We start from the raw sequence: 22,673 nt of genomic DNA on the forward strand, positions 1-22,673 counted from the left end.
GATTTCAAGATGATTTCAAGTGATAAAGAAGTTGCAGATGGTATTTACTTTGTAAGAGGGAAGATATATTCTGAACATGTAACAGGAGATGAAACGTTACTTGTTGATGGGTATGCGGTAGTGAATCGTATTCAAAAGAAAAAAACGACATACTATACACAGACTTCTGCACCAAATCGTTCTTTATGGAGTAAAGGTCAAGTGACAGCTTTTTATAATGAACCAATACATATTGGAAATAAAGAATTAAAATTAATAAATAAAGAAAATGTGTCTCTTGAAACACCCTTTATAGAATTAAATAGTCAGAATGTAATTTCAACAAGAATAAATGATATTCAGGCGAATGCTACAAAGTTAGCAGATGGAAAAAAACGTTTTTATTCATTTAGAGCAGTAGAAAATAAAGAAAATGTAGTTGTGCTTGGGTCAGTAGATGGAAAAATAATAAAAGAATTACCTAATAGATATGGGAAATCTGTTTATATTGGAAATACTAAGGAACAAATTATAGATAGATTAAAGAGTGAAAACAACAAAAATTGGATATACTTTTCTGTCCTTGTTGTATTAACCAGTATTAGTGGGTTTGTATTATATATGTATGGGAAGGAAAAATGGACAAAAGATGTTTTTGTTTTTACATTTTTCGGTAGAAAGATAAATTAAAGAGGACGCACCTTTGCGTCCTCTTTAAAAATTTATATGAGTTCTTCTTCATTTTCATATCCAGTAAATAAAACTTCTTCAATTTGTATATGATCGAAAAAAATATTATAATCTTTTGAAAGGTTACCATAAGGGTAAAGACAACCGACATAATCCCGATTTTTCCGATTAGATTGTTGTTGTTTTCTGCCTATCTAAGGAAATGTTGTTTATCCCGCATTATAAGACCCTGCCTTAAAATGCAACGAAAGCAAAGTAGTAAGGTAGGGAATAAAACGGCCAGTAAAAGCATGATTCGTTCAACTAATAATCAGTGGGAGGTGATGCCCCACTGATTAAAGTTTCATTTTATTACCTAAATAGTTTGTTTGAATTAGTATGCTTCTAAAAACTCAGTAACTTGCTCTTCTGTTTTTGCATTTGCACTATGTAAATGACCAAGTTTTTCACCATTTTGATACACTAATAAGCTAGGAATTCCCATTACTTGATACTCTTCTGCAATACTTGGGAATTCATCTTTATTTATAGAATACCATTCAAATTTATTGAACTCTTCCATTACATCCCCGATAAAGTTGTCCATACGTACACAATCTGGGCACCATGTAGTAAAGAACTTAACAACTACTGGCTCCTCGCTTGCGATAATGTCTTTGAATTCCTTTTCACTCTTGATTTCTTTCATGTTTTGTTGCTCCTTTTTCATTTTTTGTATTTGGAATAATTCAGGTGGTGTTTTTGCTTTTAACAAACGTTTTTCTTTCCGAATAATTCGTTTGCAAATTGATCCACCGCAGTTTCTTGAAGTCCCGGTACAACATGCAAGTAGGTGTTCAATGTGATGCCAACTATTTTGTGTCCTAATCGTTCACTTACAAATTTCGGATGAATTCCTTGTTTCAACATGATAGTTGCATGAGTATGTCTCAGATCATGGAACCGAATATAAGGAACCTCACTTTTCTTTATAATCTTTTTCCAGAGCTGTGTCAAACTTCTGAAATTGCAGGGGTTACCGTTTTTATGTTTTTCCGAATTATTGAACAGCAACCAAAGATGATTCAATTATGTATCGATTAGGAGCATCCCCAATATAGTTGAATGGATAACATGTGGTTAATGTAAGTGTTGGTTTATCTTTTGCAACGATTACACTCATATCATTGGCGTCGGTAATCCAGTGTTTCCGAATTTGATAAGCGTATATCTTGTTATCGTATTCAAGTAAAATATAATCATTTTCTTGTAAATCTCCTAAATCGGTAAATACTGTATCCCGATGACCACTTAGTACAGTATGTCCATTTCCAGAAGGGGTTGATGTAATGTCACTAACGAACATTCCAACGCCTTTTTTCAATGTTTTGTCATCAGCACCCCAGTAAACTTGATATTTTCGTTTGATTTTCGGGATTACCATATATGCGATTTGTTCTCCTTGTTGGTGTTGCACTTGAGAAGATGGAAATTGTTTCTCGGGTTCTAGTAATGTTTGCTTATGATCAGTTAGGTTGTTTATACTTTGATACTTCTTAATCTCAGTACCTGTTAAAGTTTCAACAGTTTTTGTTGAATCATACCAAGTAATAAAGTAATAAACGAAAGAAAAAGAGCCAATAGTAATCAATAATACACCGAACCATTCAAGCTTTTTCAAATGTATCACTCCATATTAAAAAAGACAGGAATATCCCTGTCTTTTTTAGGTATTATTCTATGCATCCGTCTTTTTACGACGGAATACAAAAATTGAACCTAATAATATTAGACCAGCACTTACAAGCATCATTGTCATATTATTAGAAGCTGTATTTGGTAATTTCTCAGCTTGTTTTTTTGTAACTTCGTTATTGTTTGTTTCTTTTTTTATTGGAGTTTGTTTGCTAGCCATAAATCGATCATATTCCTCTTTGTTTACTTCACAAGGTAATCCATCATTATCACGATCTAAATCATGGGGATCGTTATTCGCGTTATACCCATTACTGTGCCAAAACTCCATTACTTCTTGATTATTTTTGAATTGACCGCAATCTTTGTCATTTGGGTTCTGAGCTGCAAATACAGATGAGTTATACCCGACAGTTAAAAGTGTGAATGCTGTTGCTGAAACTAATAGCTTTTTCATATATGTCTCCCTTTACCTAAATTATGTATTTATATTAAATATTTTACATTTTAAAAATCGGAAAGACAATATAAATTAATTTAAAATGTAATATTTTCCTATTTTAACATAGAGAGAATTTCTTTTATTATCTTTAGAACGAATATTCCCCTATGCTGAAATAAAGAAAAAAGACCACACTTCACGTAAACCGAATTACCCTTGTAATATTTGAAAGTACACGGAGAGAGGGCATGTACCTGTGATTGGGAAAATAACAATTTAGGTAGTATAACAATAGAAGTTGTTGATGTTCGCGAAAATTCATCGTTAGCTGCAGCTGTTATGAGACAAGTCTTAAAGAGAAGTAACCATGTTTACCTAATTTGGCATCATGATGGCTCTTACTTTTTGGTATAAGATTGCTGGGAACAATTGGCTACGAGATGATGTATGTAAAATCGATAAAGTTTACAAAGCATCAGGTGTTGTTTGGATTTCAGGAACGAACATCAATCTTCACAAAGGTTTATGTGATTCAAAGTATATAAGAGTGTAGCAAAAAATAACCGCCCCTTTACTTATAGGTAAAGGGGCGGGGGTTATGAGGGGTAAACATCTTCAAATTTTATCCCAACAAGCATATGTTTCATCATTATAAGGCATTGTGCACTATCATTAACTGTGAAAGAACAAACTTCCTGTTTCGTTTTTTTTACAACCAAAACATCAAAACTACAGGCTAAAACGTCTGTAAGATAGTCTTTTTCCTGAGTATCTATAGCGATTAAAATATTATAAGTATATCTTGGAAAAACACTCCCATTGTTATACCAGAAGATCCATGGTTCAGCATCTTGTTTATTTAAATTAATAAACATGTTAGTAATAGCATCGTTCACCTGACTCACAATATCTTGGTTTATATTTTCTCCCCAACGATAAGTAGGAAATGCTAATATATCTTTAGTAATCAGATTGCTAATTTTCTCAATCAATTCTGAAATTTGAAGTGCTTCTCCGCCGATGATTGCTTCCTGTGACGAATCCAAAAAGTTTATATCACGATTTGATTCTAGCACATTGACTAGAGTGCGAGGATCAGCGAAATCATTAAAATCCATATCTAATTCTTCAAAGAATTTCTTTAATTTAAGAACTTGTCCCAAATGTTCTTGTTTCACAGCAAACACATTATGAAAGTGATTATTCCCCATTTTTCAACAGTCCCTTCTATATAGAACATAAGACAGATATATGATGGGAATTCCAATATATAACTATTTTTTGTTTTAAAAGGATATTAAATTTTAAAAATCCCATAATTTAATTGATGATTTGCGTCATAATGGCAGTGGGAGTGATGAGTAATAGAAGAAATACAATGGAGGTTTTTTGCAGAAGAAATATAAAAAAGTGCTAACAAGTTTGCAAACAAAACTGCAAACTAAACAAATGCTTCTAAGCAAAGGTAAGAGGTAAAAAACGAATTTATAAAAATAGTAAAGACTTAACAAAATGTAACCTGAGAAGAAACCGTAAATTATAAGAATCCCTGCGGAACAGGGGGCAGGGATTCAGAGGTAAGGAAGGTTATTTTGTATTTGTCGAAACGTGTCGTTTTCAACAAATTAATCATACCATTAATTTTCAAAAGCTTATCATGTTAAATGTGTCTGAATTATATATAAACTATGTATAAATTGAAACAAAATAGTTATTTGAATGGAAGGAGCAAATGAGAGGTGAATTTACGTGAGAATCGCGAATGACTAGATGGTAATGGAGAAAAAGAATCCTAAACATCAATTTCATTTTGTAGAAAAAAACAAGGCCCTAGCTTCCTAGGGCGATGGGTATAACTACTCGTTTTTATCGAGCTATTACATGATAAACTGTAACCTGATTAGATACAACGGTAATTGTTACCAATAAAAGGGCAACTAGCAAACGCTAACGGCTTGGTTCATGGGGATGGAGAAAGTAACTTAATGGGTTATCTACTGTATTAATGCAATATCTATTTTAAGGAAACAAGTATATGTTATGGGTAAATAAAATGTAAGGATTCTCTCAGTCATGGAAGATTGGTGGTAGGATTAACGAAAGTTGAGATACACTCGACGGATCTGTTGCTACTATACTTTTTTGAAAAGATAGAGGATTTGAAAAGTCTGTTAATATTAGGTGGTTCAAAATCTAGTTCCTACGTAGAGTATATTATTAATTCTATAAATCGTACACCTTTTGAGTAGGATAAGCATATATAGAAGTATGGGACAAGCGTAAATCGCTTTTTTCATACTCATTGAAAACTCCTTATCACGAAAAGAGCACTTTTGAGTGCTCTTTTTAATTTGGAATACATAAGAGAGAAGTTTAGGTAAGTCATTTCATGCACAAAATGAAATGTATTAAAATATAATGGGGAAATGTAGGGAAGACATTTTTCTTGTGAGAAAATATAGATTTGGGAGCTTCAAACGATTGAGGGAAATATTTTCGATTTACTGAAAGATATTATGATTTGTGAATCCGTGATAAATAAAATGAGTCTAATATAGGTGGATGAACAATATGAGTTCAAGAAATTTAACGGTTACAGGAGCATGGTTTCAAGTAGGAGGAAATACGATAGCTGCTATTGGAACTACGAGGGGGTTTATAGGAGAGAAAAATGTTGAGGAACCACTTGTAATTGTAGGTGGATCATTACAGGCTCTTGGATATATACTACAATTGGTAGCGTTAAAAGATGCCTCTGAACAACAAGGATTACACATAGAAGAGGATAAACTCAGTAAAGAGGACCAATTGCACGAAAAAAATAAAACTTTGGAGAAAACAGGGATTGAATTACTGATTTTAGGGAATATTTCAAATGTAATAGGAACCTTTTTTAATATACACAAGAAAACAAAAGAGAATGATTATCTTATTATTACAGGAAATAGTCTGCAGTCTATTGGTGCATTTGTAGGGGTGGAAGTGGCACTAAATGAAGAACCCAAAATTCCATGGTTGATTGTAGTGGGGAATTCATTACAGACGCTAGGGGCTGGATTACAAGCATATCAAGGTATACACAATCTATCGAAAGAAAAACAAATGGTTGAGAAAAATGATCGGGAAAAAGAAGATGAGAGATTAGTTGGACTAATTGGTATTTGGATACAAGCAATTGGTACAGCAATTTCAGCAATTGGAATCACACAAATGACAGAGGAATAATTTGCGAATTTTGATTATTGAAAAAACTTATATGAGTGAAAGGGAATATTTCTTTCTCTTTTAAGATAGGACAAGGACTTTAATGGGGAATCTTCGTCAGTTTTTATGAACTGTATTGTTGTAGAAATTGGAAAGAATCATGGAGGTATTATAGTGTGTTTTTCTGCTTTCCTGTTATGGTCGTTTAAGTGGTCGTTTACTTAACGGTGTATCATAGAAAAAAGAATCTGTTACAGATTCTTTTTTCTATGATACATATTAAATTAGGAGAGTATGTTAAATCCTTGAAGGGAGCAAGGATTTAACGATAATAGTAACCGTGATATTAATGTAACATAGTTGTGTTATATAGTTAATTGATAATATTTGTATTGAATATTACTAATATTTAGTATAGATACTTACTACTGTAAGTATAGTAGTAAGTTATTTTGATTTACTAATTGATAAATTATTAGATAGAACCAGTAAAACAAACGCTTGTTTTGATTGATTTCTCTTATATACAATTCATTCTAGAAGTATCGGTCTATATATTTATATATGATATGACAAAAGGAGAAGAGAAATAATGGACAAACATATTGTGGGTATTTCTATGAAGGATGGTAATATCGACTGAATACCATTTTTTGTAATATCTTAGTTTGTTGTGAGTTCACATGAAATTCATATTGTTGTGATATTTTTATTTCACTATTGATCTGCTAGTAATAGTTATTTCAATAGAGAGGTTTGACCAAATGAAAAAAAAGTATATTATTTATACAAGGTCATATATTTTGTTGTTTAGGATTTTCTAATTAACTTATGCAAATAAGTAATTTGAAAGTTAATCTCTTCTATTCTATGTGTTATATGCAAGTATTATTAGAGAGACAGAGAGAAAGTGGTTATTTCAACTCGGCTAATTAGTTGAGAGGGCGAAAATTAAGGGAATAATGAATATTGTTTTTGGAGCCTGTTTTGGAGTGACAACTTTTTAAAAATTAAGCTTATTTGTTGAGGTGAAATCAATATGTTGGTTTTATTTTCGTGTAAATCAACGGAAGAATTGAAAGGCAGGAGAAAGTAACATGTCAGAAAATTATCGTTCTCGAGAGGAGCGAAGACAAGTACAAAAGAAGCAACCAAGTGCTCATAAAGAAAAAACGAAAGGTAAAACATCGTTTTTTCGTAAATTTTTAATTGGATGCTTAATACTTGGAATCGTAGCGCTCATTGGGGGAGTAACAACTTTTTTCGTTATGATTAAGGATGCCCCTAAACTTGAAAAATCAAAGCTTGTTAATGCGCAATCAGCAAAAATCTATGATAAAGATAAAAACCTGATATATGAATATGGAAAAGAAAAACGAACAAATATTACGTATGAGCAAGTACCTAAATTAGTAGAAGATGCATTTTTAGCTACAGAAGATGCACGTTTTTATGATCATAATGGAGTTGATTTCAAGGGTACTTCGCGTGCGATTTTAGTCAGCCTAACTGGGAACTATGGCTCGCAAGGTGGTAGTACAATTACACAACAGGTTATTAAAAACTATTTCTTATCTATGGATAAAACGCCTAAGCGAAAGGTGCAAGAGATATATTTAGCTCATAAGTTAGAGCAACAATATTCGAAACATGAAATATTAGAAATGTATTTAAATAAGATTAACTTAGGAAATCGTTCTTATGGTATTGCAACAGCAGCTGAAAACTATTATGGAAAAGAGTTAAAAGACTTAACTTTACCAGAGGTTGCGATGCTTGCAGGATTGCCAAAAGGTCCAAGTATATATGACCCAACAAAACCGCAAAATGTAGCGAGAGCAACAGAGCGTCGAAATGTTGTATTACATTTAATGAATCGTCATGGCTACATTTCAAAGAAAGAAATGGAAGAAGCATCAAAGGTTCCTGTAACTGAAGGACTCCTTCCACCTAAAGAAATTACAGAAATGCCGTATCCAGCATTTATAGACGCTGTTGTGAAAGAAGTAGAGAATGAATTACCAGATGCAAATATTGGATCTGATGGATTATCTATTTACACAACATTAGATCAAGAAGCCCAGAAATATGCAGAGAAGCTTTTAAATGAAAAGGTTATTAGCTATCCGAATGATCAATTCCAAGGTGCGTTTACGTTTATGGACACGAAGACAGGTGAAGTTCGTGCTATAGGTAGTGGACGTGGTGAAAATAAAGCGACATTTAAAGGGCGTAATATGGCAATTGAACTAGATCGTTCAGTGGGTTCAACAATGAAGCCAATTTTTGACTATGGTCCAGCGATTGAATATTTAAAATGGCCAACTTACCACCAGCTTGATGATTCACCATATAAATATTCAACAGGACAAGAGGTTCGAAATGCTGATAGAACATATAAGGGTATGATGACAATGCGTGAGGCGCTTAAACAATCACGTAATATACCTGCAATTAAAACAGCAAAAGAAGTTGGTTTAAGTAAATCGCAAAGTTTTGCAGAAAATTTGGGTATTCCATTTGAAAAATCGGCAGTTGAGGCAGATGCAATTGGAACCAACGAGGCGTCACCAACTGAAATCGCAGGAGCATATGCAGCATTTGGTAATGATGGTAAATATACGAAACCGCATTTTGTTAAAAAAGTAGTTTATCCTGATGGGAAATCAAAAAGTTTTGAATCAAAATCAAAACGTGTCATGGAAGATTATACAGCGTATATGGTAACAGATATGCTACGTTCTGTTGTTCGTTCTGGCACAGGTACAGCAGCAAATGTAAGTTCTTTAGATGTTGCAGGTAAAACAGGAACAACTAACTTTTCACCCGGTGATATAGCAAAATATGGTCTACCAGATAGTGCGACACGCGATAGTTGGTTTGCTGGTTATACGCCGCAATATACAATGGCAGTGTGGACTGGATATATGAAAAATGGTCCTGAAGATTATATAAGTAGTAAAAATACGAAAATTGCACAGCAGATTTTTAAAGAGATGATGAGCAAGTTCGGAACAAACACGTCACATTTTAAGATGCCAAGTAGTGTTGTTCAAGAAGGTGATGAATTACGTGTGAAAGGTGCAAAACGAGATTCTTCTCCAAATCCGAGCACGTCAAACTCAAATTCAAATTCAGGCGGACAGAAGAAAAATGATGAGCAGCAGAAACAACAAATAGAGGAAGAGAAAAAGAAACAAGAGCAAAAACAAAATGAAGAAAATGAGAACAATGATCAGAATGGCCAAGGTAACACCATTCCACCAAGTAATGGAAACGGAAATAACCAAGGTGGAACGACACCACCAAGTGATGGAAACGGAAATAACCAAGGTGGAACGACACCACCAAGTAATGGAAACGGAAATAACCAAGGTGGAACGACACCACCAAGTAATGGAAACGGAAATAACCAAGGTGGGACGACACCACCAAGTGATGGAAACGGAAATAACCAACAAGGTGGAACGACACCACCGAGTGGCGGAAATGGTGACGGACAAGTGAGTACAAATCCACCGAGCACTGGAAATAGTCAAGGCGAGACAAGTGCAAATCAAAATGATGGTCAATAAATCGAATGCCCGTTAAAATTCATTTTGAATGAAAGTGTAATAAAAACCCCTAAGATACCGTATTAATCGGTAACTTAGGGGTTTTCACATGCTTTTTAAATATTAAAAGTGCCGTGAAAGTTTTGGAAATAAATAGATGGAAAATGATAAAAAATTTGCGGTCCAGCATATGAAGAAGTGACTGGATAAGTATGACCAAGGCTACTAGGAGGAGCTCCATGATACCAAAAAGAAGGTGTTTCAGCAGGTGGATATTGCTGCCAAGCTGCAGGAAGTTCAATTCCGATATCAGAAGCTGCTGCATGAACGGGAGCTAGATGAACAGAAGGGGACACAGGAGCTGCAACAGTAATTCTTGAAGGAAATAGATACATAAAAGAATCACCCCTAAAGTGCGTTATACCATAGTATATTCTTTTAGTTGTTGTAAAGGTGCGTATTTAGGAACGATTAAGTGTAATAAGTAAGGCCTATGTTTTAGAATTAGGCACAAAGTCGTAAGACTAAATTAATCTATCACAGGTAGTGAATTTTTCATCGATAGGAATGCTATTTGGTATTTTCAAGATTTCGATTTAGTTGTATATCATTTGGAAATGGATGAAATTGAATTTAATGATGTAAAATAATAACTTTATTAAAAATAAAAAAATTTTATATCAAAATTATATTGTATTAATATCAGTATATAAAATATGTGTAGGCGAGTTGGTGATTGATACAACTCGCTTTTTTCTGTGTTTAAAAAAGATAATAGACATATGAAAATAAATGGTTTATTTTACTAGATTTATATAAGAGTTTATTTAAAATTAATATATTTCGGTTCAAAAGAAAAAAGAAATTTATGAAATCTTTTAGTGAAAAACTTCAACATTATTCTTAAAAAACAGTTTTGTTACAGTAGGAAAAGTATAGGAAACTTATCATTATAAAATAAATTGAAATGTTCTAAAAACTCTGATACATTGAAATAGAAATGTAGTTTCACAATATTGTAAAGGCTTACAGTTATGTGCACGAAGATCTATTAGGATTGGAGGAAATGATAATGAAAGCTGAAGAAAAATTTTCCCCGGGATTAGATGGTATAGTCGCAGCGGAGACGAAAATTTCGTTTCTTGACACAGTCAAAGGTGAAATTGTTATTCAAGGATATGACTTAATTGAATTATCAAAGACAAAAGGGTATTTAGACATTGTGCACCTTCTACTAGAAGAACATCTACCAAATGAGGATGAAAAGAAGACGATTGAAAAGAAATTGAAGGAAGAATATGAAGTGCCAGAAGGTGTATTTAATGTTTTAAAAGCATTGCCAAAAGAAACACATCCAATGGATGGGTTACGTACAGGCGTATCTGCACTTGCTGGTTACGATAATGATATTGAAAATCGTTCGCTAGAAGTAAACAAAGCCCGTGGTTATAAACTGCTGAGCAAAGTGCCAAATATTGTTGCGAACAGTTATCATATTTTAAATAATGAAGAGCCAATTGAGCCACTTCAGGAGTTATCCTATAGTGCGAATTTCTTCTACATGTTAACTGGTAAAAAACCAACTGAGCTTGAAGAGAAAATCTTCGACCGCTCCCTTGTTTTATATAGTGAGCATGAAATGCCGAACTCTACATTTACAGCACGCGTTATCGCATCTACACAATCGGATCTATACGGTGCTTTAACAGGTGCAGTTGCCTCTTTAAAAGGAAGCCTACATGGCGGAGCGAATGAAGCTGTTATGTATATGCTGTTAGAAGCAGGAAATGTTGAGAAATTTGAAGAGTTACTGCAAAAAAAGCTGCATAACAAAGAAAAAATCATGGGATTTGGACATCGCGTTTATATGAAGAAGATAGATCCAAGAGCTTTAATGATGAAAGAAGCTTTAAAACAATTATGTGATGTAAAAGGTGATTATACATTATATGAAATGTGTGAAGCTGGAGAAAAGATTATGGAGAAAGAAAAAGGGATTTATCCGAATCTAGATTATTATGCAGCTCCAGTTTATTGGATGTTAGGTATTCCAATTCAACTATATACACCAATCTTTTTCAGTTCTAGAACAGTTGGCCTATGTGCGCATGTGATTGAGCAGCATACAAATAATCGCTTGTTCCGCCCACGTGTAAATTATATCGGCGAGCGACATGTGCTTAGCAAATAAAAACAACTGGGGAGTTGTTAAGGCCGCCCGCCAGGTGGGTGTTTGACCGACACCCATTCTTAATAATAACGAATTTTCGACAGAAAGGAAAGAATAGCGTGATTAAAACAAATGAAATTAAACAAAAAGATGCAATTTTAGAAGAGATTACGGATTATGTATTAAACAAAGAGGTGACGAGCTCAGAAGCATTCAGTACTGCACGCTATGTGTTACTTGATACGCTTGGGTGTGGAATTTTAGCATTACAATATCCAGAGTGTACGAAATTACTAGGGCCAGTCGTACCAGGAACAGTTGTGCCAAATGGTACACGTGTACCAGGAACTTCATTTGTACTCGATCCAGTAAAAGGTGCTTTTAATATTGGATGTATGATTCGTTGGCTAGACTACAACGATACATGGCTTGCAGCAGAATGGGGACATCCATCAGATAACCTAGGTGGCATTTTAGCTGTTGCAGATTATATAAGCCGCGTACGTATTTCTGAAGGAAAAGAACCACTAAAAGTAAGAGATGTACTTGAAATGATGATTAAAGCGCATGAAATTCAAGGTGTACTCGCGCTAGAGAATAGTCTAAACCGCGTTGGTCTTGACCATGTACTGTACGTAAAAGTAGCAACAACAGCAGTTGTTACAAAAATGCTTGGTGGTACGCGTGAAGAAATCTTCAACGCATTGTCTCATGCTTGGATTGATAACTCTAGTCTTCGTACATACCGTCATGCTCCAAATACAGGTTCTCGTAAATCTTGGGCAGCTGGAGATGCAACAAGCCGTGGTGTTCATCTTGCACTTACTGCATTAAAAGGTGAGATGGGTTACCCAACAGCATTATCTGCGCCAGGATGGGGATTCCAAGATGTATTATTTAATAAACAAGAACTAAAATTAGCAAGACCTTTAGATTCTTATGTAATGGAAAATGTATTGTTTAAAGTATCATACCCAGCAGAATTCCATGCTCAAACGGCTGCAGAATGCGCAGTGAAATTACATCCAGAAGTGAAGGAACGATTAGAAGAAATTGATCGTATTACAATTACGACACATGAATCAGCAGTTCGTATTATCGATAAAGAAGGTCCGTTAAATAATCCAGCTGACCGCGATCATTGCTTACAATACATTACTGCAATTGGTTTATTAAAAGGTGATATCGTTGCGGATGACTATGAAGATGAAGCAGCTTTTGACCCTCGTGTAGATGAATTAAGAAATAAGATGGTTGTTGTTGAAAACAAACAATACAGTTTAGATTACCTTGATCCGAACAAGCGCTCAATCGCCAACGCTGTTCAAGTTCATTTTAAAGATGGCACAGTAACAGAAAACGTAGAGTGTGAATATCCATTAGGCCATCGTTTCCGTAGAGATGAAGCAATTCCAAAAGTTGTTCAAAAGTTCTCTGCAAATATGGCTGTACATTATTCAAGTAAACAACAAGAAAAAATTCATGAAGCGTGTCTGAATGAAGAAAAATTAGAAAATATGAATGTAAATGAATTCGTAGATCTGTTCTTAATATAAAATAGGGGGAATATGAATGGCTTGGGTTGTAAATAAACAGTCAACACAAGAAGAGCTTGCTAATCGATTCCGAGCTTTAGTAGAAGCACCTGAAATTTTACAAATCCCTGGTGCACATGATGCGATGGCCGCTCTTGTTGCAAAAAACACTGGATTTTCAGCTCTTTATTTATCAGGAGCTGCTTATACAGCAAGTAAGGGTTTACCGGATTTAGGTATTGTAACGTCTACTGAAGTAGCTGAAAGAGCAAGAGATCTTGTTAGAGCAACTGATTTGCCGCTTCTTGTTGATATTGATACAGGATTTGGTGGCGTGTTAAATGTAGCGCGAACTGCTGTAGAAATGGTAGAAGCAAATGTAGCTGCTGTTCAAATTGAAGATCAACAATTACCAAAGAAATGTGGACATTTAAACGGGAAAAAACTTGTTTCCACTGAAGAATTAGTGCAAAAGATTAAAGCGATTAAAGAAGTAGCGCCAACACTTGTTATTGTGGCGCGTACAGATGCTCGCGGTGTAGAAGGATTGGATGCAGCAATCGAAAGAGCGATTGCTTATGTAGAAGCAGGCGCAGATGCTATTTTCCCAGAAGCGCTTCAATCTGAAGAGGAATTCCGCTTATTTAACAGCAAAGTAAATGTTCCTTTACTTGCAAACATGACTGAATTTGGAAAAACGCCATATTATAGTGCAGAAGAATTTGCAAATATGGGCTTCCAAATGGTGATTTATCCAGTTACATCACTTCGTGTTGCTGCAAAAGCATATGAGCGTGTATTTACGCTTATTAAAGAAACAGGCTCACAAAAAGAAGGACTATCTAACATGCAAACGAGAAGTGAATTGTATGAGACAATTTCGTATCATGATTTTGAGGAATTAGATAACGGTATTGCTAAAACAGTTTTATCTGAGGATCAATAAAACAAAAAAGGCGATGATGATTACATCTTTGGCAAAAACAACTGCTTGATGTGGAGTCTCATCGCCTTTTCCTATTTCCTAATTGCTTGCAAAAGAGGTGGAAACATATGAACTCTATAGAAGATTACTCTGTAGGAAGATGGCTGAATAAAGATTGTCAATTTGTGAAAATGAGTAATACGATTGCAGAGGCAATCGATCTACTTGTCGCATCAAAAACTGATGAACTGCCTGTACTAGAGGGAAAAAGAATGGTTGGTATAGCGAAATTAGTAGACTGTGTTCAGTGGATGAAGGAAGAAAATGATGTGAGTACTCCAGTTCATATGATTATAGATGATTCCTTCCATAAGGGAACGAGAAAAAAACAAATGGAAGGGGTTCAGCACCTGCCATTTTATGTGATAAATGAAAAAAATGGAATGTTAGAAGGGGTTATAGATCAAAGAGAGATTTTTGCTTTTCAGAAATTTATAAAAGAGAAATTAGAAGATGCAGAGCGTTTAATTGAATGGTTACGACTCTCGTTTGATACGGCATATGAAGGTATAGCGATTGTAGACGAAAACGGCGTTATTCAAATGTTTAATGATACGTATAGCCGGTTCGTTGGCGTAACGAAAGACGAAGCAATTGGACAGTGTGCTGAAAATATCATTGAGAATACGCGCCTTCCAGTTGTATTAAAAACAGGAGTACCAGAAAGAAATCAAGTACATCGTTTGCAAGGGCAAAACCTAGTTGTACACCGGATGCCAATTTGGAAGAACGGACGAGTAATCGGTGCTGTAGGCATGCTTATTCATGAAGGAATTTCAGATATTTATAAAATACTAGAGAGATTTGATCAAAAAGATCGTGCTGTCAAACCGTCATTTTCTAAACCGAAGAAGAAGCAAATTCGATTCGAAGATATTCTTGGAGAAAGTCAGACGATTTCTGAAACGAAAAAAATGGCTCGAAAAGCAGCGCAGTCTAAAGCCTCCGTATTAATTATTGGTGAAAGTGGTGTTGGTAAAGAGCAATTTGCGCGTGCTATACATGATGCAGGTATAACCCAAAACGGTCCATTTATCAGTGTAAACTGTGCTGCTATTCCTGATAATTTACTAGAATCTGAATTGTTTGGCTATGCGGAAGGTGCATTTACAGGTGCGAAAAAGAATGGAAAGGCAGGGAAGTTTGAACTTGCGAATCATGGAACGTTATTTTTAGATGAGATTGGTGACATGTCTTTATTAACGCAGGTAAAAATATTACGTGTTTTACAAGAAAGAGAAATAGAAAAAATAGGTGGCACACATCCAATTTCTGTTGATTTTAGGCTAATTGCAGCGACAAATAAAGATTTAAAACAAATGGTGAGAGAGGGTACATTTAGAGAGGACTTATACCATCGTCTTCATGTTATTCCGATCCATATTCCGCCGCTCCGCTTTCGAAAACAAGATATCCCGCTTATTGTTGAAGAACATTTACAAAAATTATGTCACATGTATGGAACTGAAGAAAAAACAATTGATAAAGAAGTATTGCGCCTAATGTTCCATTACAATTGGCCAGGTAATGTTAGGGAACTGATCAATGTGTTAGAAAGATTATTTGCACTATCGGATGATACGCATATACGAGCTAAAGATTTGCCAGAAGAATTCTATTATCGGGATATGGAGCAGAAAAAATTAGTACCTATGATTCAGTCTTTACCAGCAAAACAAGAAGCGATGAAAGTTGTACGTGAAGAGGAAGAACGAGGGTTAATTGAACGCGTTTTAAAAGAAGCAAAAGGAAATAAGTCAAAAGCAGCAGCATTATTAGGAATTTCTAGGGCGACCTTATATAACAAATTGTCACGATTCAAAATCTAAACAACTTGTTATAAATGATGTAAAACTGTCTAGACAGTTTTACGTTTTCTTTTCATTTTGCCCGTGTTCTATCAAGTTTTTAGTTTGGCATAGATTTTGCATATAAATAAAATGAAGACCGAAATGATAGGGGGATACAGATGGAGAAAACAAAGTTGCAATGGGACGAATTTTTTTCGCTGAATAAGGAGCTTAATACATCCTTTTTTACACCTGAGGATTTTTCAGGTGATGAAGATTTAATTGCAAAAACAACAGAACAATTTGTTAAACAGGAAATTGTTCCTGAAATTGAAAATATCGAGCAACACAATTATCAAGTTTCTCGCAGATTGTTTGAAAAGGCTGGAGAACTTGGATTGTTAAGTATAGAAGTTCCAGAAGAATATGGAGGATTCGAATTAGGAAAGGCAGTTTCTGGGCTGGTAGCAGAGAAGATGGGATATGCAGGGGCTTTTAGCGTTTCCTTTAATATTCATGCTGGAGTAGGAACGTTGCCATATATATACTATGGAACAAAAGAGCAAAAGGAAAAATACTTACCAAAAATCGCATCAGGAGAATGGGTTGGAGCGTATGCGTTAACAGAGCCAAACGCTGGATCTGATGCGTTAAGTGCAAAAACAAGTGCTGTCTTAAATGAAGAGGGAACGGTATGGAAATTAAACGGTGAAAAGCAGTGGATTACTAATGCTCATATGGCTGATGTATATGTTGTTTTTGCGAAGACAAATAAAGGAATGACAGCATTTATTGTCGAAAGAACATGTGAAGGTGTTTCGATTGGCCTAGAAGAAAAGAAGATGGGGATTAAAGGATCTTCAACTGCGACACTCATTTTAGAGGATGTTGTAATTCCAGTAGAAAATGTATTAGGAGAAGTTGGAAAGGGACACCACGTAGCTCTTAATATTCTCAATTTCGCTAGATTGAAACTTGCTTTCGGAAATATTGGAACAGCGAAGCAAGCAATTGGCCTATCTGTTCAATACGGAAAAGAAAGAAAACAGTTTCAGACAGAATTAGTTGATTTTACGATGATCCAAGAGAAAATTGCGAATATGATTATTGCTACATACGGTGCAGAGAGCGCGGCTTACCGAACAGCAGGTGTAATTGATGAAGCGATTCATGAGAATGATGAAAGCATTATGCAGAAAATGTCTCAATTTGCAATGGAATGCGCAATCAACAAAGTAAATGCTTCAGAAACGCTTGGAAATATTGTGGATGAAGCAGTACAAATTCACGGTGGTTACGGTTATATGCAAGAATATGAAGTAGAACGATTATATCGTGATGCTAGAATTAGCCGTATATTTGAAGGAACGAATGAAATTAATCGTTTAACAGTTGCAAAAATGCTAATGAAACAAACAAAGCAACTAGGAGATCAAGTAGATGAAGGTACGTTTGAGAATGTAGAACGAAATCATCGTTATATTTTATTATCAAAACAATTATTGAAACAATCTTTGAAAACGCTATCTAAAACTCCTGAAATAAAAATTGAACAAGAGCAAGAATATTCACGCGTATTAGCAGACATGTTGAAAGATGTATATGTAATGGAATCAGCATTTTTACGTACGAAGAAAGCGGTAAGTAAAAATGGTGAAGAAAAAGAACGTACAAAACAGCTTGTAACAGATGTTCTTTGTGAAGAAGGGTATCGCAAAGTAGAATCAGCAGCAATAGTTCTTCTTTCTGCAGCAGTACAAGAAGAGCAAAATAGAAACGCTATTCTAGATGAAATTCGTCAACTGTCAGTGCCTCTATATACGAACGTATTTACGAAAAAGAGAGAAATCGCAAAAGCGATTATAAATCGTGGGAAATATATTGTTTAAATAGGAGGAGAGTAGTATGAAAAAGATTGGTTTTATTGGTTTAGGTAATATGGGCCTTCCGATGTCTAAAAATTTAGTCAAATCAAATTACATGGTATACGGCGTTGATTTAAATAAAGATGCTGAAGCTTCTTTTGAGAAAGAAGGAGGAATCATTGGATTGTCAATTGCAAAATTGGCAGAAACATGTGATTTGATTTTTACAAGTTTACCATCACCGCGAGCTGTTGAAGCTGTTTATTTCGGCGAAGAAGGATTAATCGAAAATAGTCATTCGAATATTGTTCTAGTTGATACAAGTACAGTAGCACCGCAACTAAATAAAAGATTGGCAGATGCTGCAAATGATAAAAAAGTAGATTTCTTAGCAGCGCCGGTTAGTGGTGGAGTGATTGGGGCGGAAAATCGCACATTAACTTTTATGGTCGGTGGACCAAAAGCAGTATATGAAAAAGGGTTATCGGTGATGGAAGTATTAGGAGCAAATATTTTTCATGTGAGTGAACAAATTGACAGTGGTACAACTGTAAAATTGATTAATAACTTACTAATCGGTTTTTACACAGCGGGCGTTAGTGAAGCTTTGACATTAGCGAAGAAAAATAATATGGATTTAGATAAAATGTTTGATATCTTAAATGTTAGCTATGGACAAAGTAGAATTTATGAACGTAATTATAAAAGCTTTATTGCACCAGAGAACTATGAGCCAGGATTCACTGTGAATTTACTAAAGAAAGATTTAGGATTTGCGGTTGATTTAGCGAAAGAAAGTGAACTTCACTTACCTGTAAGCGAAATGCTTCTGAATTTGTATGATGAAGCTGATAAAGCGGGATATGGTGAAAAAGACATGGCTGCTTTATATCAGAAGGTAAGTGAGCAATTAATCTCTAGTGATAAATAGTAATGGATCCTAGCAAATATAAAAAATAAAAAGGAGCGAATACAATGATTACAACAGAAATTAAACGAGTGAAAAATCATATTAATGGTGAATGGGTAGAATCTACTGGTACAGAGGTTGAAGCTGTTCCGAATCCTGCAACTGGAAAAATAATTGCGTATGTTCCGCTTTCACCAAAAGAAGATGTAGATCGAGCTGTTGAAGCTGCAAAAGTTGCTTACGAAACATGGTCAAAAGTGCCGGTTCCAAATCGTTCAAGACAGCTATATAAATATTTACAGCTTTTACAAGAAAACAAAGAAGAGCTTGCAAAAATTATTACATTAGAAAATGGTAAAACATTAAAAGATGCAACTGGTGAGGTGCAGCGTGGTATTGAAGCTGTAGAACTTGCAACATCAACACCAAATTTAATGATGGGTCAAGCACTTCCGAATATTGCAGGGGGAATTGATGGTTCAATTTGGCGCTATCCAATTGGAGTTGTTGCAGGTATTACACCGTTTAACTTCCCGATGATGATTCCATTATGGATGTTCCCATTAGCAATTGCTTGTGGTAATACATTTGTATTAAAAACATCGGAAAGAACGCCACTTTTAGCTGAGAGACTTGTAGAATTATTCTACGAAGCAGGCTTTCCAAAAGGGGTTTTAAACTTAGTACAGGGTGGGAAAGATGTTGTAAATAGCATTTTAGAGAATAAAGATATTCAAGCTGTTTCATTTGTTGGATCAGAGCCAGTTGCACGTTATGTATACGAAACAGGAACAAAATATGGAAAACGAGTACAAGCACTTGCAGGAGCGAAAAATCATGCGATTGTTATGCCAGATTGTAACCTTGAAAAAACGGTACAAGGTGTGATTGGTTCAGCGTTCGCGAGCAGTGGAGAACGCTGCATGGCATGCTCGGTTGTAGCAGTTGTGGATGAAATTGCTGATGAATTCATTGATGTTCTTGTGTCAGAAACACGTAAACTAAAAGTTGGTGATGGTTTCCACGAAGAGAATTATGTAGGGCCATTAATTCGCGAATCTCATAAAGAGCGTGTACTAGGCTATATTAATAGCGGTGTAGCAGATGGAGCTACTTTACTAGTAGATGGTCGTAAAATTAATGAAGAAGCCGGCGAAGGATATTTTGTTGGAGCGACAATCTTTGATGGCGTAAATCAAGATATGAAAATTTGGCAAGATGAAATCTTTGCTCCAGTATTAAGTATTGTGAGAGTAAAAGATTTGGAAGAAGGAATTAAACTGACAAACCAATCAAAATTTGCAAATGGTGCGGTTATTTATACATCAAGTGGCAAACATGCACAAACATTCCGTGATAATATCGATGCAGGAATGATTGGCGTAAATGTTAATGTTCCAGCTCCAATGGCATTCTTCGCATTTGCGGGAAATAAAGCGTCCTTCTATGGTGATCTTGGAACAAATGGAACAGATGGTGTACAATTTTATACACGTAAAAAAGTTGTGACAGAACGCTGGTTTTAATAGTTGAATAAAATACACATGTACATTGTTACTTGTACAAAAAATACACCACTCGTTAGAAAGTGGTGTATTTTTAATTGTTAACTATTCTTTTCGAAAGCTAACTTGATACCAAATCCAATTAAGATAATGCCAGTAATTCCTTGGATATATCTTTGGGTAGCTGGTTTTTTCATAAAAACACTAATTTTATCAATTAAGAAGATATAAAAGGCAAACCATATTACAGTTAAAACAAGATAGGTAAGACCCATGATTAGAAATTGAACGAGTGTATTATAGTCAGGACTTAAAAATTGCGGTAAAAAAGTTAAAAAGAATACAGCGATTTTTGGATTTAAAAGATTGGTTAGAAATCCTTGGCGAAAACAGGAGCTGTTTTCATCGGCATGTTTCATAGGTAGTTCATTCGTAGCTATGCTGTTTTTGTCTTTTAATGATAACAGTGCTTTAATACCTAAATAGACGAGATAAATAGCACCGACATATTTAAAAATAGAAAATAAGAAAGCTGATTTAACAATAATAGCGGAAAGTCCAATTACAGCAGCTAACGTATGAATTAAAAGAGCGATACATGTACCGAAAACTGTTTTTACTCCTCCCATTTTTCCTGAAGTAAGGGTGTTTTTCGTAGCCATTGCAGTGTCAGGCCCCGGTAAAATAATAAGACAAATTGACATAATAATAAAAAGAAGATAGTTCGCCACCATCACTCCACCTTTCTGTTTGTATGTTTTGAAAATTCAATCAAAATAAGTGTAACACAATTAAAGTTGTATGTTAAATAAAAATTAATTATGTTAAAGCCTATTTAATGAATTTATTCAAAGAGGTGTAAAATGTGGGAAATATAAATATCGTAAAAGGCTAGATGGAACAGCAAATGAGCCGTTTTCACCTAGCCTTTTACTTATGCATTGAGAAGATTAAAGAATCGATTTACATCTTCATCTGAGACATCACTTAATTGTTTATATTTATATTGTGGGTTTTGATCTTTGTCTACTACGACGGAGCGTACTCCTTCAAAGAAATCTTCGTGTCTCATGAAATTTTTAGCGAGCACGAGATCTGTCGCAAAGCATTCTTCTACCGATTTTCCCTTGCCATCAATAAGTTGTTTTAATGTTACTTTTAATGAAAATGGAGATTTTGATAGTAAAGTTTCTTTCGTTTTTAAAGTAAAGGCATTGCTAGCATTTTCTAATGAATGGACGATTTCTTCAATTGTTTGGAATGAAAAATGTGTATTAATTCCTTCTAATAAAGAAGCCAGTTCACTTTCTATATTAGGGGTGGCTGCAAATTTATGAATGATTTCTTTTAAAGTAGTATGTACATCTTGCTGGTTCCAGTTAACATTTTCAAGTTCTGTAAGGAGAGCAGATAATGAATCAGATGTCATATAATAATCAGCAGCATTTATAAATAATACATCAGCAGCTTTTAAAACAGATGCTGTTAACGCGACATAACGACCAGTTTGTCCAGGTGCTTTATTTAAGAAGTAAGCAGCTCCAACATCTGGGAAGAAACCAATATTCATCTCAGGCATTGCCCATTTTGTACGTTCTGTCACGATTCTATGTGTAGCACCATTCGTAAGGCCGACACCACCGCCCATTACAATTCCATCTAAACAAGCGACAATTGGTTTTGGATAATGATATATATATGTATCTATTTCATATTCTTCTTCAAAGAACTGTTCAGCATGTTGTAATGCAGCTTCATTTGAACGTGCTTCATATAATGTTTTAATATCGCCGCCAGCACAAAATCCTTTTGTACCAGCCCCTTTTAAGACGATAAGGGCAATGTGGTTATCTTTCTCCCATTCTTTGAGCTTTTGTCCAATTGGTTTTAACATATCATAAGATATAGAGTTAAGTGCTTTTGGACGGTTTAAAGTAATCGTTGCAACACCGTTTTCACTAATAGAAAATAAAACATTTTCGGTCATTTCGAATCCTCCTCTTATATATCTTCTCATTCTTATTTCTCGATACAAGCTAAAATGTCCTTTATAATTTATCTAAGATGCAAGTAGCATGCCAATTTTGGTATCTTTAATTAAGAAGAAGTAGTAGCGATAAAGTGTCTAACTGTCTAAACAAATGGGCATTAAGGCAATGAACTAGATACTTTTAGAATGGTGCATATTTTGACGAGTTATATTTGCAGGATTTCAACATACGAAAATGAATAGTACAACATCAGTTGTTTCCAATGTAAATGATATTGTTTGCAACTTGATAATGAAGGGAATATTATATTTACCATGTTTAATGTAACTAAACATAAGTAATTGGGGATAGCAACTTCCTTTTGTTGTATTCAGTGAAT

General features: G+C 34.8%; 18 protein-coding genes and 1 pseudogene. 10 read left to right on the forward strand and 9 right to left on the reverse strand.

Annotation, left to right across the window (positions count from 1 at the left end; all coding sequences use genetic code 11):
* Positions 1–9: 9 nt before the first annotated feature.
* Positions 10–669, forward strand: a complete 660-nt coding sequence (locus QRY57_RS12825; RefSeq protein WP_286017635.1) for a hypothetical protein — start codon at positions 10–12, stop codon at positions 667–669.
* A 32-nt stretch (positions 670–701) separates the two neighbouring features.
* Here QRY57_RS12825 and QRY57_RS12830 read toward each other — a convergent pair whose 3' ends face one another.
* The 6 genes and pseudogenes from QRY57_RS12830 to QRY57_RS12855 all read right to left on the reverse strand — a co-directional run bounded on the left by QRY57_RS12830 (position 702) and on the right by QRY57_RS12855 (position 3,996).
* Positions 702–863 (reverse strand): DUF4176 domain-containing protein, encoded by a 162-nt coding sequence (locus QRY57_RS12830; RefSeq protein ID WP_286017854.1) that lies wholly within the window; start codon positions 861–863, stop codon positions 702–704.
* A gap of 179 nt (positions 864–1,042) precedes the next feature.
* Entirely contained in the window at positions 1,043–1,357 is a 315-nt protein-coding gene (locus tag QRY57_RS12835) for a thioredoxin family protein (RefSeq protein WP_026594348.1), read from the reverse strand.
* A gap of 59 nt (positions 1,358–1,416) precedes the next feature.
* A pseudogene (locus tag QRY57_RS12840) lies at positions 1,417–1,692 on the reverse strand (site-specific integrase); the annotation flags it as partial.
* Between the two features lie 16 nt (positions 1,693–1,708).
* Positions 1,709–2,329, reverse strand: coding sequence for a class D sortase (locus QRY57_RS12845; protein WP_286017637.1), 621 nt, complete (start codon positions 2,327–2,329; stop codon positions 1,709–1,711).
* A 57-nt stretch (positions 2,330–2,386) separates the two neighbouring features.
* The gene (locus tag QRY57_RS12850; RefSeq protein ID WP_286017638.1) at positions 2,387–2,800 is read right to left on the reverse strand and encodes an excalibur calcium-binding domain-containing protein; all 414 of its coding nucleotides are present in this window, start codon (positions 2,798–2,800) and stop codon (positions 2,387–2,389) included.
* 581 nt (positions 2,801–3,381) lie between these two features.
* Positions 3,382–3,996 carry a pesticidal protein gene (locus QRY57_RS12855; RefSeq protein ID WP_286017639.1) on the reverse strand — a complete coding sequence of 205 codons (615 nt, stop codon included), beginning with the start codon at positions 3,994–3,996 and terminating at the stop codon, positions 3,382–3,384.
* Positions 3,997–5,356: 1,360 nt separating this feature from the next.
* Here QRY57_RS12855 and QRY57_RS12860 point away from each other — a divergent pair.
* Complete coding sequence (locus tag QRY57_RS12860; RefSeq protein WP_286017640.1) at positions 5,357–6,010, forward strand: DUF6944 family repetitive protein; 654 nt, start codon at positions 5,357–5,359, stop codon at positions 6,008–6,010.
* Between the two features lie 1,076 nt (positions 6,011–7,086).
* Positions 7,087–9,564: a transglycosylase domain-containing protein gene (locus QRY57_RS12865; RefSeq protein WP_286017641.1), complete on the forward strand. Its 2,478-nt coding sequence runs from the start codon at positions 7,087–7,089 to the stop codon at positions 9,562–9,564.
* Between the two features lie 95 nt (positions 9,565–9,659).
* Here the strand turns inward: QRY57_RS12865 and QRY57_RS12870 are convergent, their stop codons facing one another.
* The gene (locus QRY57_RS12870) at positions 9,660–9,938 is read right to left on the reverse strand and encodes a hypothetical protein (RefSeq protein ID WP_026590772.1); all 279 of its coding nucleotides are present in this window, start codon (positions 9,936–9,938) and stop codon (positions 9,660–9,662) included.
* Positions 9,939–10,615: 677 nt separating this feature from the next.
* Between QRY57_RS12870 and mmgD the strand changes: the two genes are divergently transcribed.
* The 7 genes from mmgD to QRY57_RS12910 all read left to right on the forward strand — a co-directional run bounded on the left by mmgD (position 10,616) and on the right by QRY57_RS12910 (position 20,324).
* Positions 10,616–11,734 (forward strand): citrate synthase, encoded by a 1,119-nt coding sequence (mmgD, locus tag QRY57_RS12880; protein WP_035414621.1) that lies wholly within the window; start codon positions 10,616–10,618, stop codon positions 11,732–11,734.
* 98 nt (positions 11,735–11,832) lie between these two features.
* The gene (prpD, locus tag QRY57_RS12885; RefSeq protein ID WP_026590774.1) at positions 11,833–13,269 is read left to right on the forward strand and encodes a 2-methylcitrate dehydratase; all 1,437 of its coding nucleotides are present in this window, start codon (positions 11,833–11,835) and stop codon (positions 13,267–13,269) included.
* Positions 13,270–13,285: 16 nt separating this feature from the next.
* A complete protein-coding gene (prpB, locus tag QRY57_RS12890; RefSeq protein WP_026590775.1) occupies positions 13,286–14,194 on the forward strand; it encodes a methylisocitrate lyase in 909 nt (302 codons plus the stop codon).
* A gap of 107 nt (positions 14,195–14,301) precedes the next feature.
* Positions 14,302–16,062, forward strand: a complete 1,761-nt coding sequence (locus QRY57_RS12895; RefSeq protein WP_286017642.1) for a sigma 54-interacting transcriptional regulator — start codon at positions 14,302–14,304, stop codon at positions 16,060–16,062.
* A 140-nt stretch (positions 16,063–16,202) separates the two neighbouring features.
* Positions 16,203–17,912 carry an acyl-CoA dehydrogenase FadE gene (locus tag QRY57_RS12900; protein ID WP_286017643.1) on the forward strand — a complete coding sequence of 570 codons (1,710 nt, stop codon included), beginning with the start codon at positions 16,203–16,205 and terminating at the stop codon, positions 17,910–17,912.
* 16 nt (positions 17,913–17,928) lie between these two features.
* The gene (locus tag QRY57_RS12905; protein WP_286017644.1) at positions 17,929–18,819 is read left to right on the forward strand and encodes an NAD(P)-dependent oxidoreductase; all 891 of its coding nucleotides are present in this window, start codon (positions 17,929–17,931) and stop codon (positions 18,817–18,819) included.
* Between the two features lie 44 nt (positions 18,820–18,863).
* Entirely contained in the window at positions 18,864–20,324 is a 1,461-nt protein-coding gene (locus tag QRY57_RS12910; protein WP_026590779.1) for a CoA-acylating methylmalonate-semialdehyde dehydrogenase, read from the forward strand.
* 80 nt (positions 20,325–20,404) lie between these two features.
* Here the strand turns inward: QRY57_RS12910 and QRY57_RS12915 are convergent, their stop codons facing one another.
* Positions 20,405–21,037 (reverse strand): LysE family translocator, encoded by a 633-nt coding sequence (locus tag QRY57_RS12915; RefSeq protein WP_286017645.1) that lies wholly within the window; start codon positions 21,035–21,037, stop codon positions 20,405–20,407.
* A 200-nt stretch (positions 21,038–21,237) separates the two neighbouring features.
* Positions 21,238–22,290, reverse strand: coding sequence for an enoyl-CoA hydratase/isomerase family protein (locus QRY57_RS12920; RefSeq protein WP_286017646.1), 1,053 nt, complete (start codon positions 22,288–22,290; stop codon positions 21,238–21,240).
* Between the last annotated feature and the right edge of the window lie 383 nt (positions 22,291–22,673).

Origin of the sequence: Bacillus arachidis, assembly GCF_030285945.1 — a bacterium.
Classification (GTDB): Bacteria; Bacillota; Bacilli; order Bacillales; family Bacillaceae_G; genus Bacillus_A; species Bacillus_A arachidis.

Excerpts from the sequence above, each read along its gene's own strand:
- QRY57_RS12825 (WP_286017635.1), top strand. The coding sequence starts at position 10 with ATGATTTCAAGTGATAAAGAAGTTGCAGATGGTATTTACTTTGTAAGA.
- mmgD (WP_035414621.1), top strand. The coding sequence starts at position 10,616 with ATGAAAGCTGAAGAAAAATTTTCCCCGGGATTAGATGGTATAGTCGCA.
- prpB (WP_026590775.1), top strand. The coding sequence starts at position 13,286 with ATGGCTTGGGTTGTAAATAAACAGTCAACACAAGAAGAGCTTGCTAAT.
- QRY57_RS12855 (WP_286017639.1), bottom strand. The coding sequence starts at position 3,996 with ATGGGGAATAATCACTTTCATAATGTGTTTGCTGTGAAACAAGAACAT.
- QRY57_RS12895 (WP_286017642.1), top strand. The coding sequence starts at position 14,302 with ATGAACTCTATAGAAGATTACTCTGTAGGAAGATGGCTGAATAAAGAT.
- QRY57_RS12920 (WP_286017646.1), bottom strand. The coding sequence starts at position 22,290 with ATGACCGAAAATGTTTTATTTTCTATTAGTGAAAACGGTGTTGCAACG.
- QRY57_RS12870 (WP_026590772.1), bottom strand. The coding sequence starts at position 9,938 with ATGTATCTATTTCCTTCAAGAATTACTGTTGCAGCTCCTGTGTCCCCT.
- QRY57_RS12915 (WP_286017645.1), bottom strand. The coding sequence starts at position 21,037 with ATGGTGGCGAACTATCTTCTTTTTATTATTATGTCAATTTGTCTTATT.
- QRY57_RS12860 (WP_286017640.1), top strand. The coding sequence starts at position 5,357 with ATGAGTTCAAGAAATTTAACGGTTACAGGAGCATGGTTTCAAGTAGGA.
- QRY57_RS12850 (WP_286017638.1), bottom strand. The coding sequence starts at position 2,800 with ATGAAAAAGCTATTAGTTTCAGCAACAGCATTCACACTTTTAACTGTC.
- QRY57_RS12835 (WP_026594348.1), bottom strand. The coding sequence starts at position 1,357 with ATGAAAGAAATCAAGAGTGAAAAGGAATTCAAAGACATTATCGCAAGC.
- QRY57_RS12905 (WP_286017644.1), top strand. The coding sequence starts at position 17,929 with ATGAAAAAGATTGGTTTTATTGGTTTAGGTAATATGGGCCTTCCGATG.
- QRY57_RS12865 (WP_286017641.1), top strand. The coding sequence starts at position 7,087 with ATGTCAGAAAATTATCGTTCTCGAGAGGAGCGAAGACAAGTACAAAAG.
- QRY57_RS12900 (WP_286017643.1), top strand. The coding sequence starts at position 16,203 with ATGGAGAAAACAAAGTTGCAATGGGACGAATTTTTTTCGCTGAATAAG.
- QRY57_RS12910 (WP_026590779.1), top strand. The coding sequence starts at position 18,864 with ATGATTACAACAGAAATTAAACGAGTGAAAAATCATATTAATGGTGAA.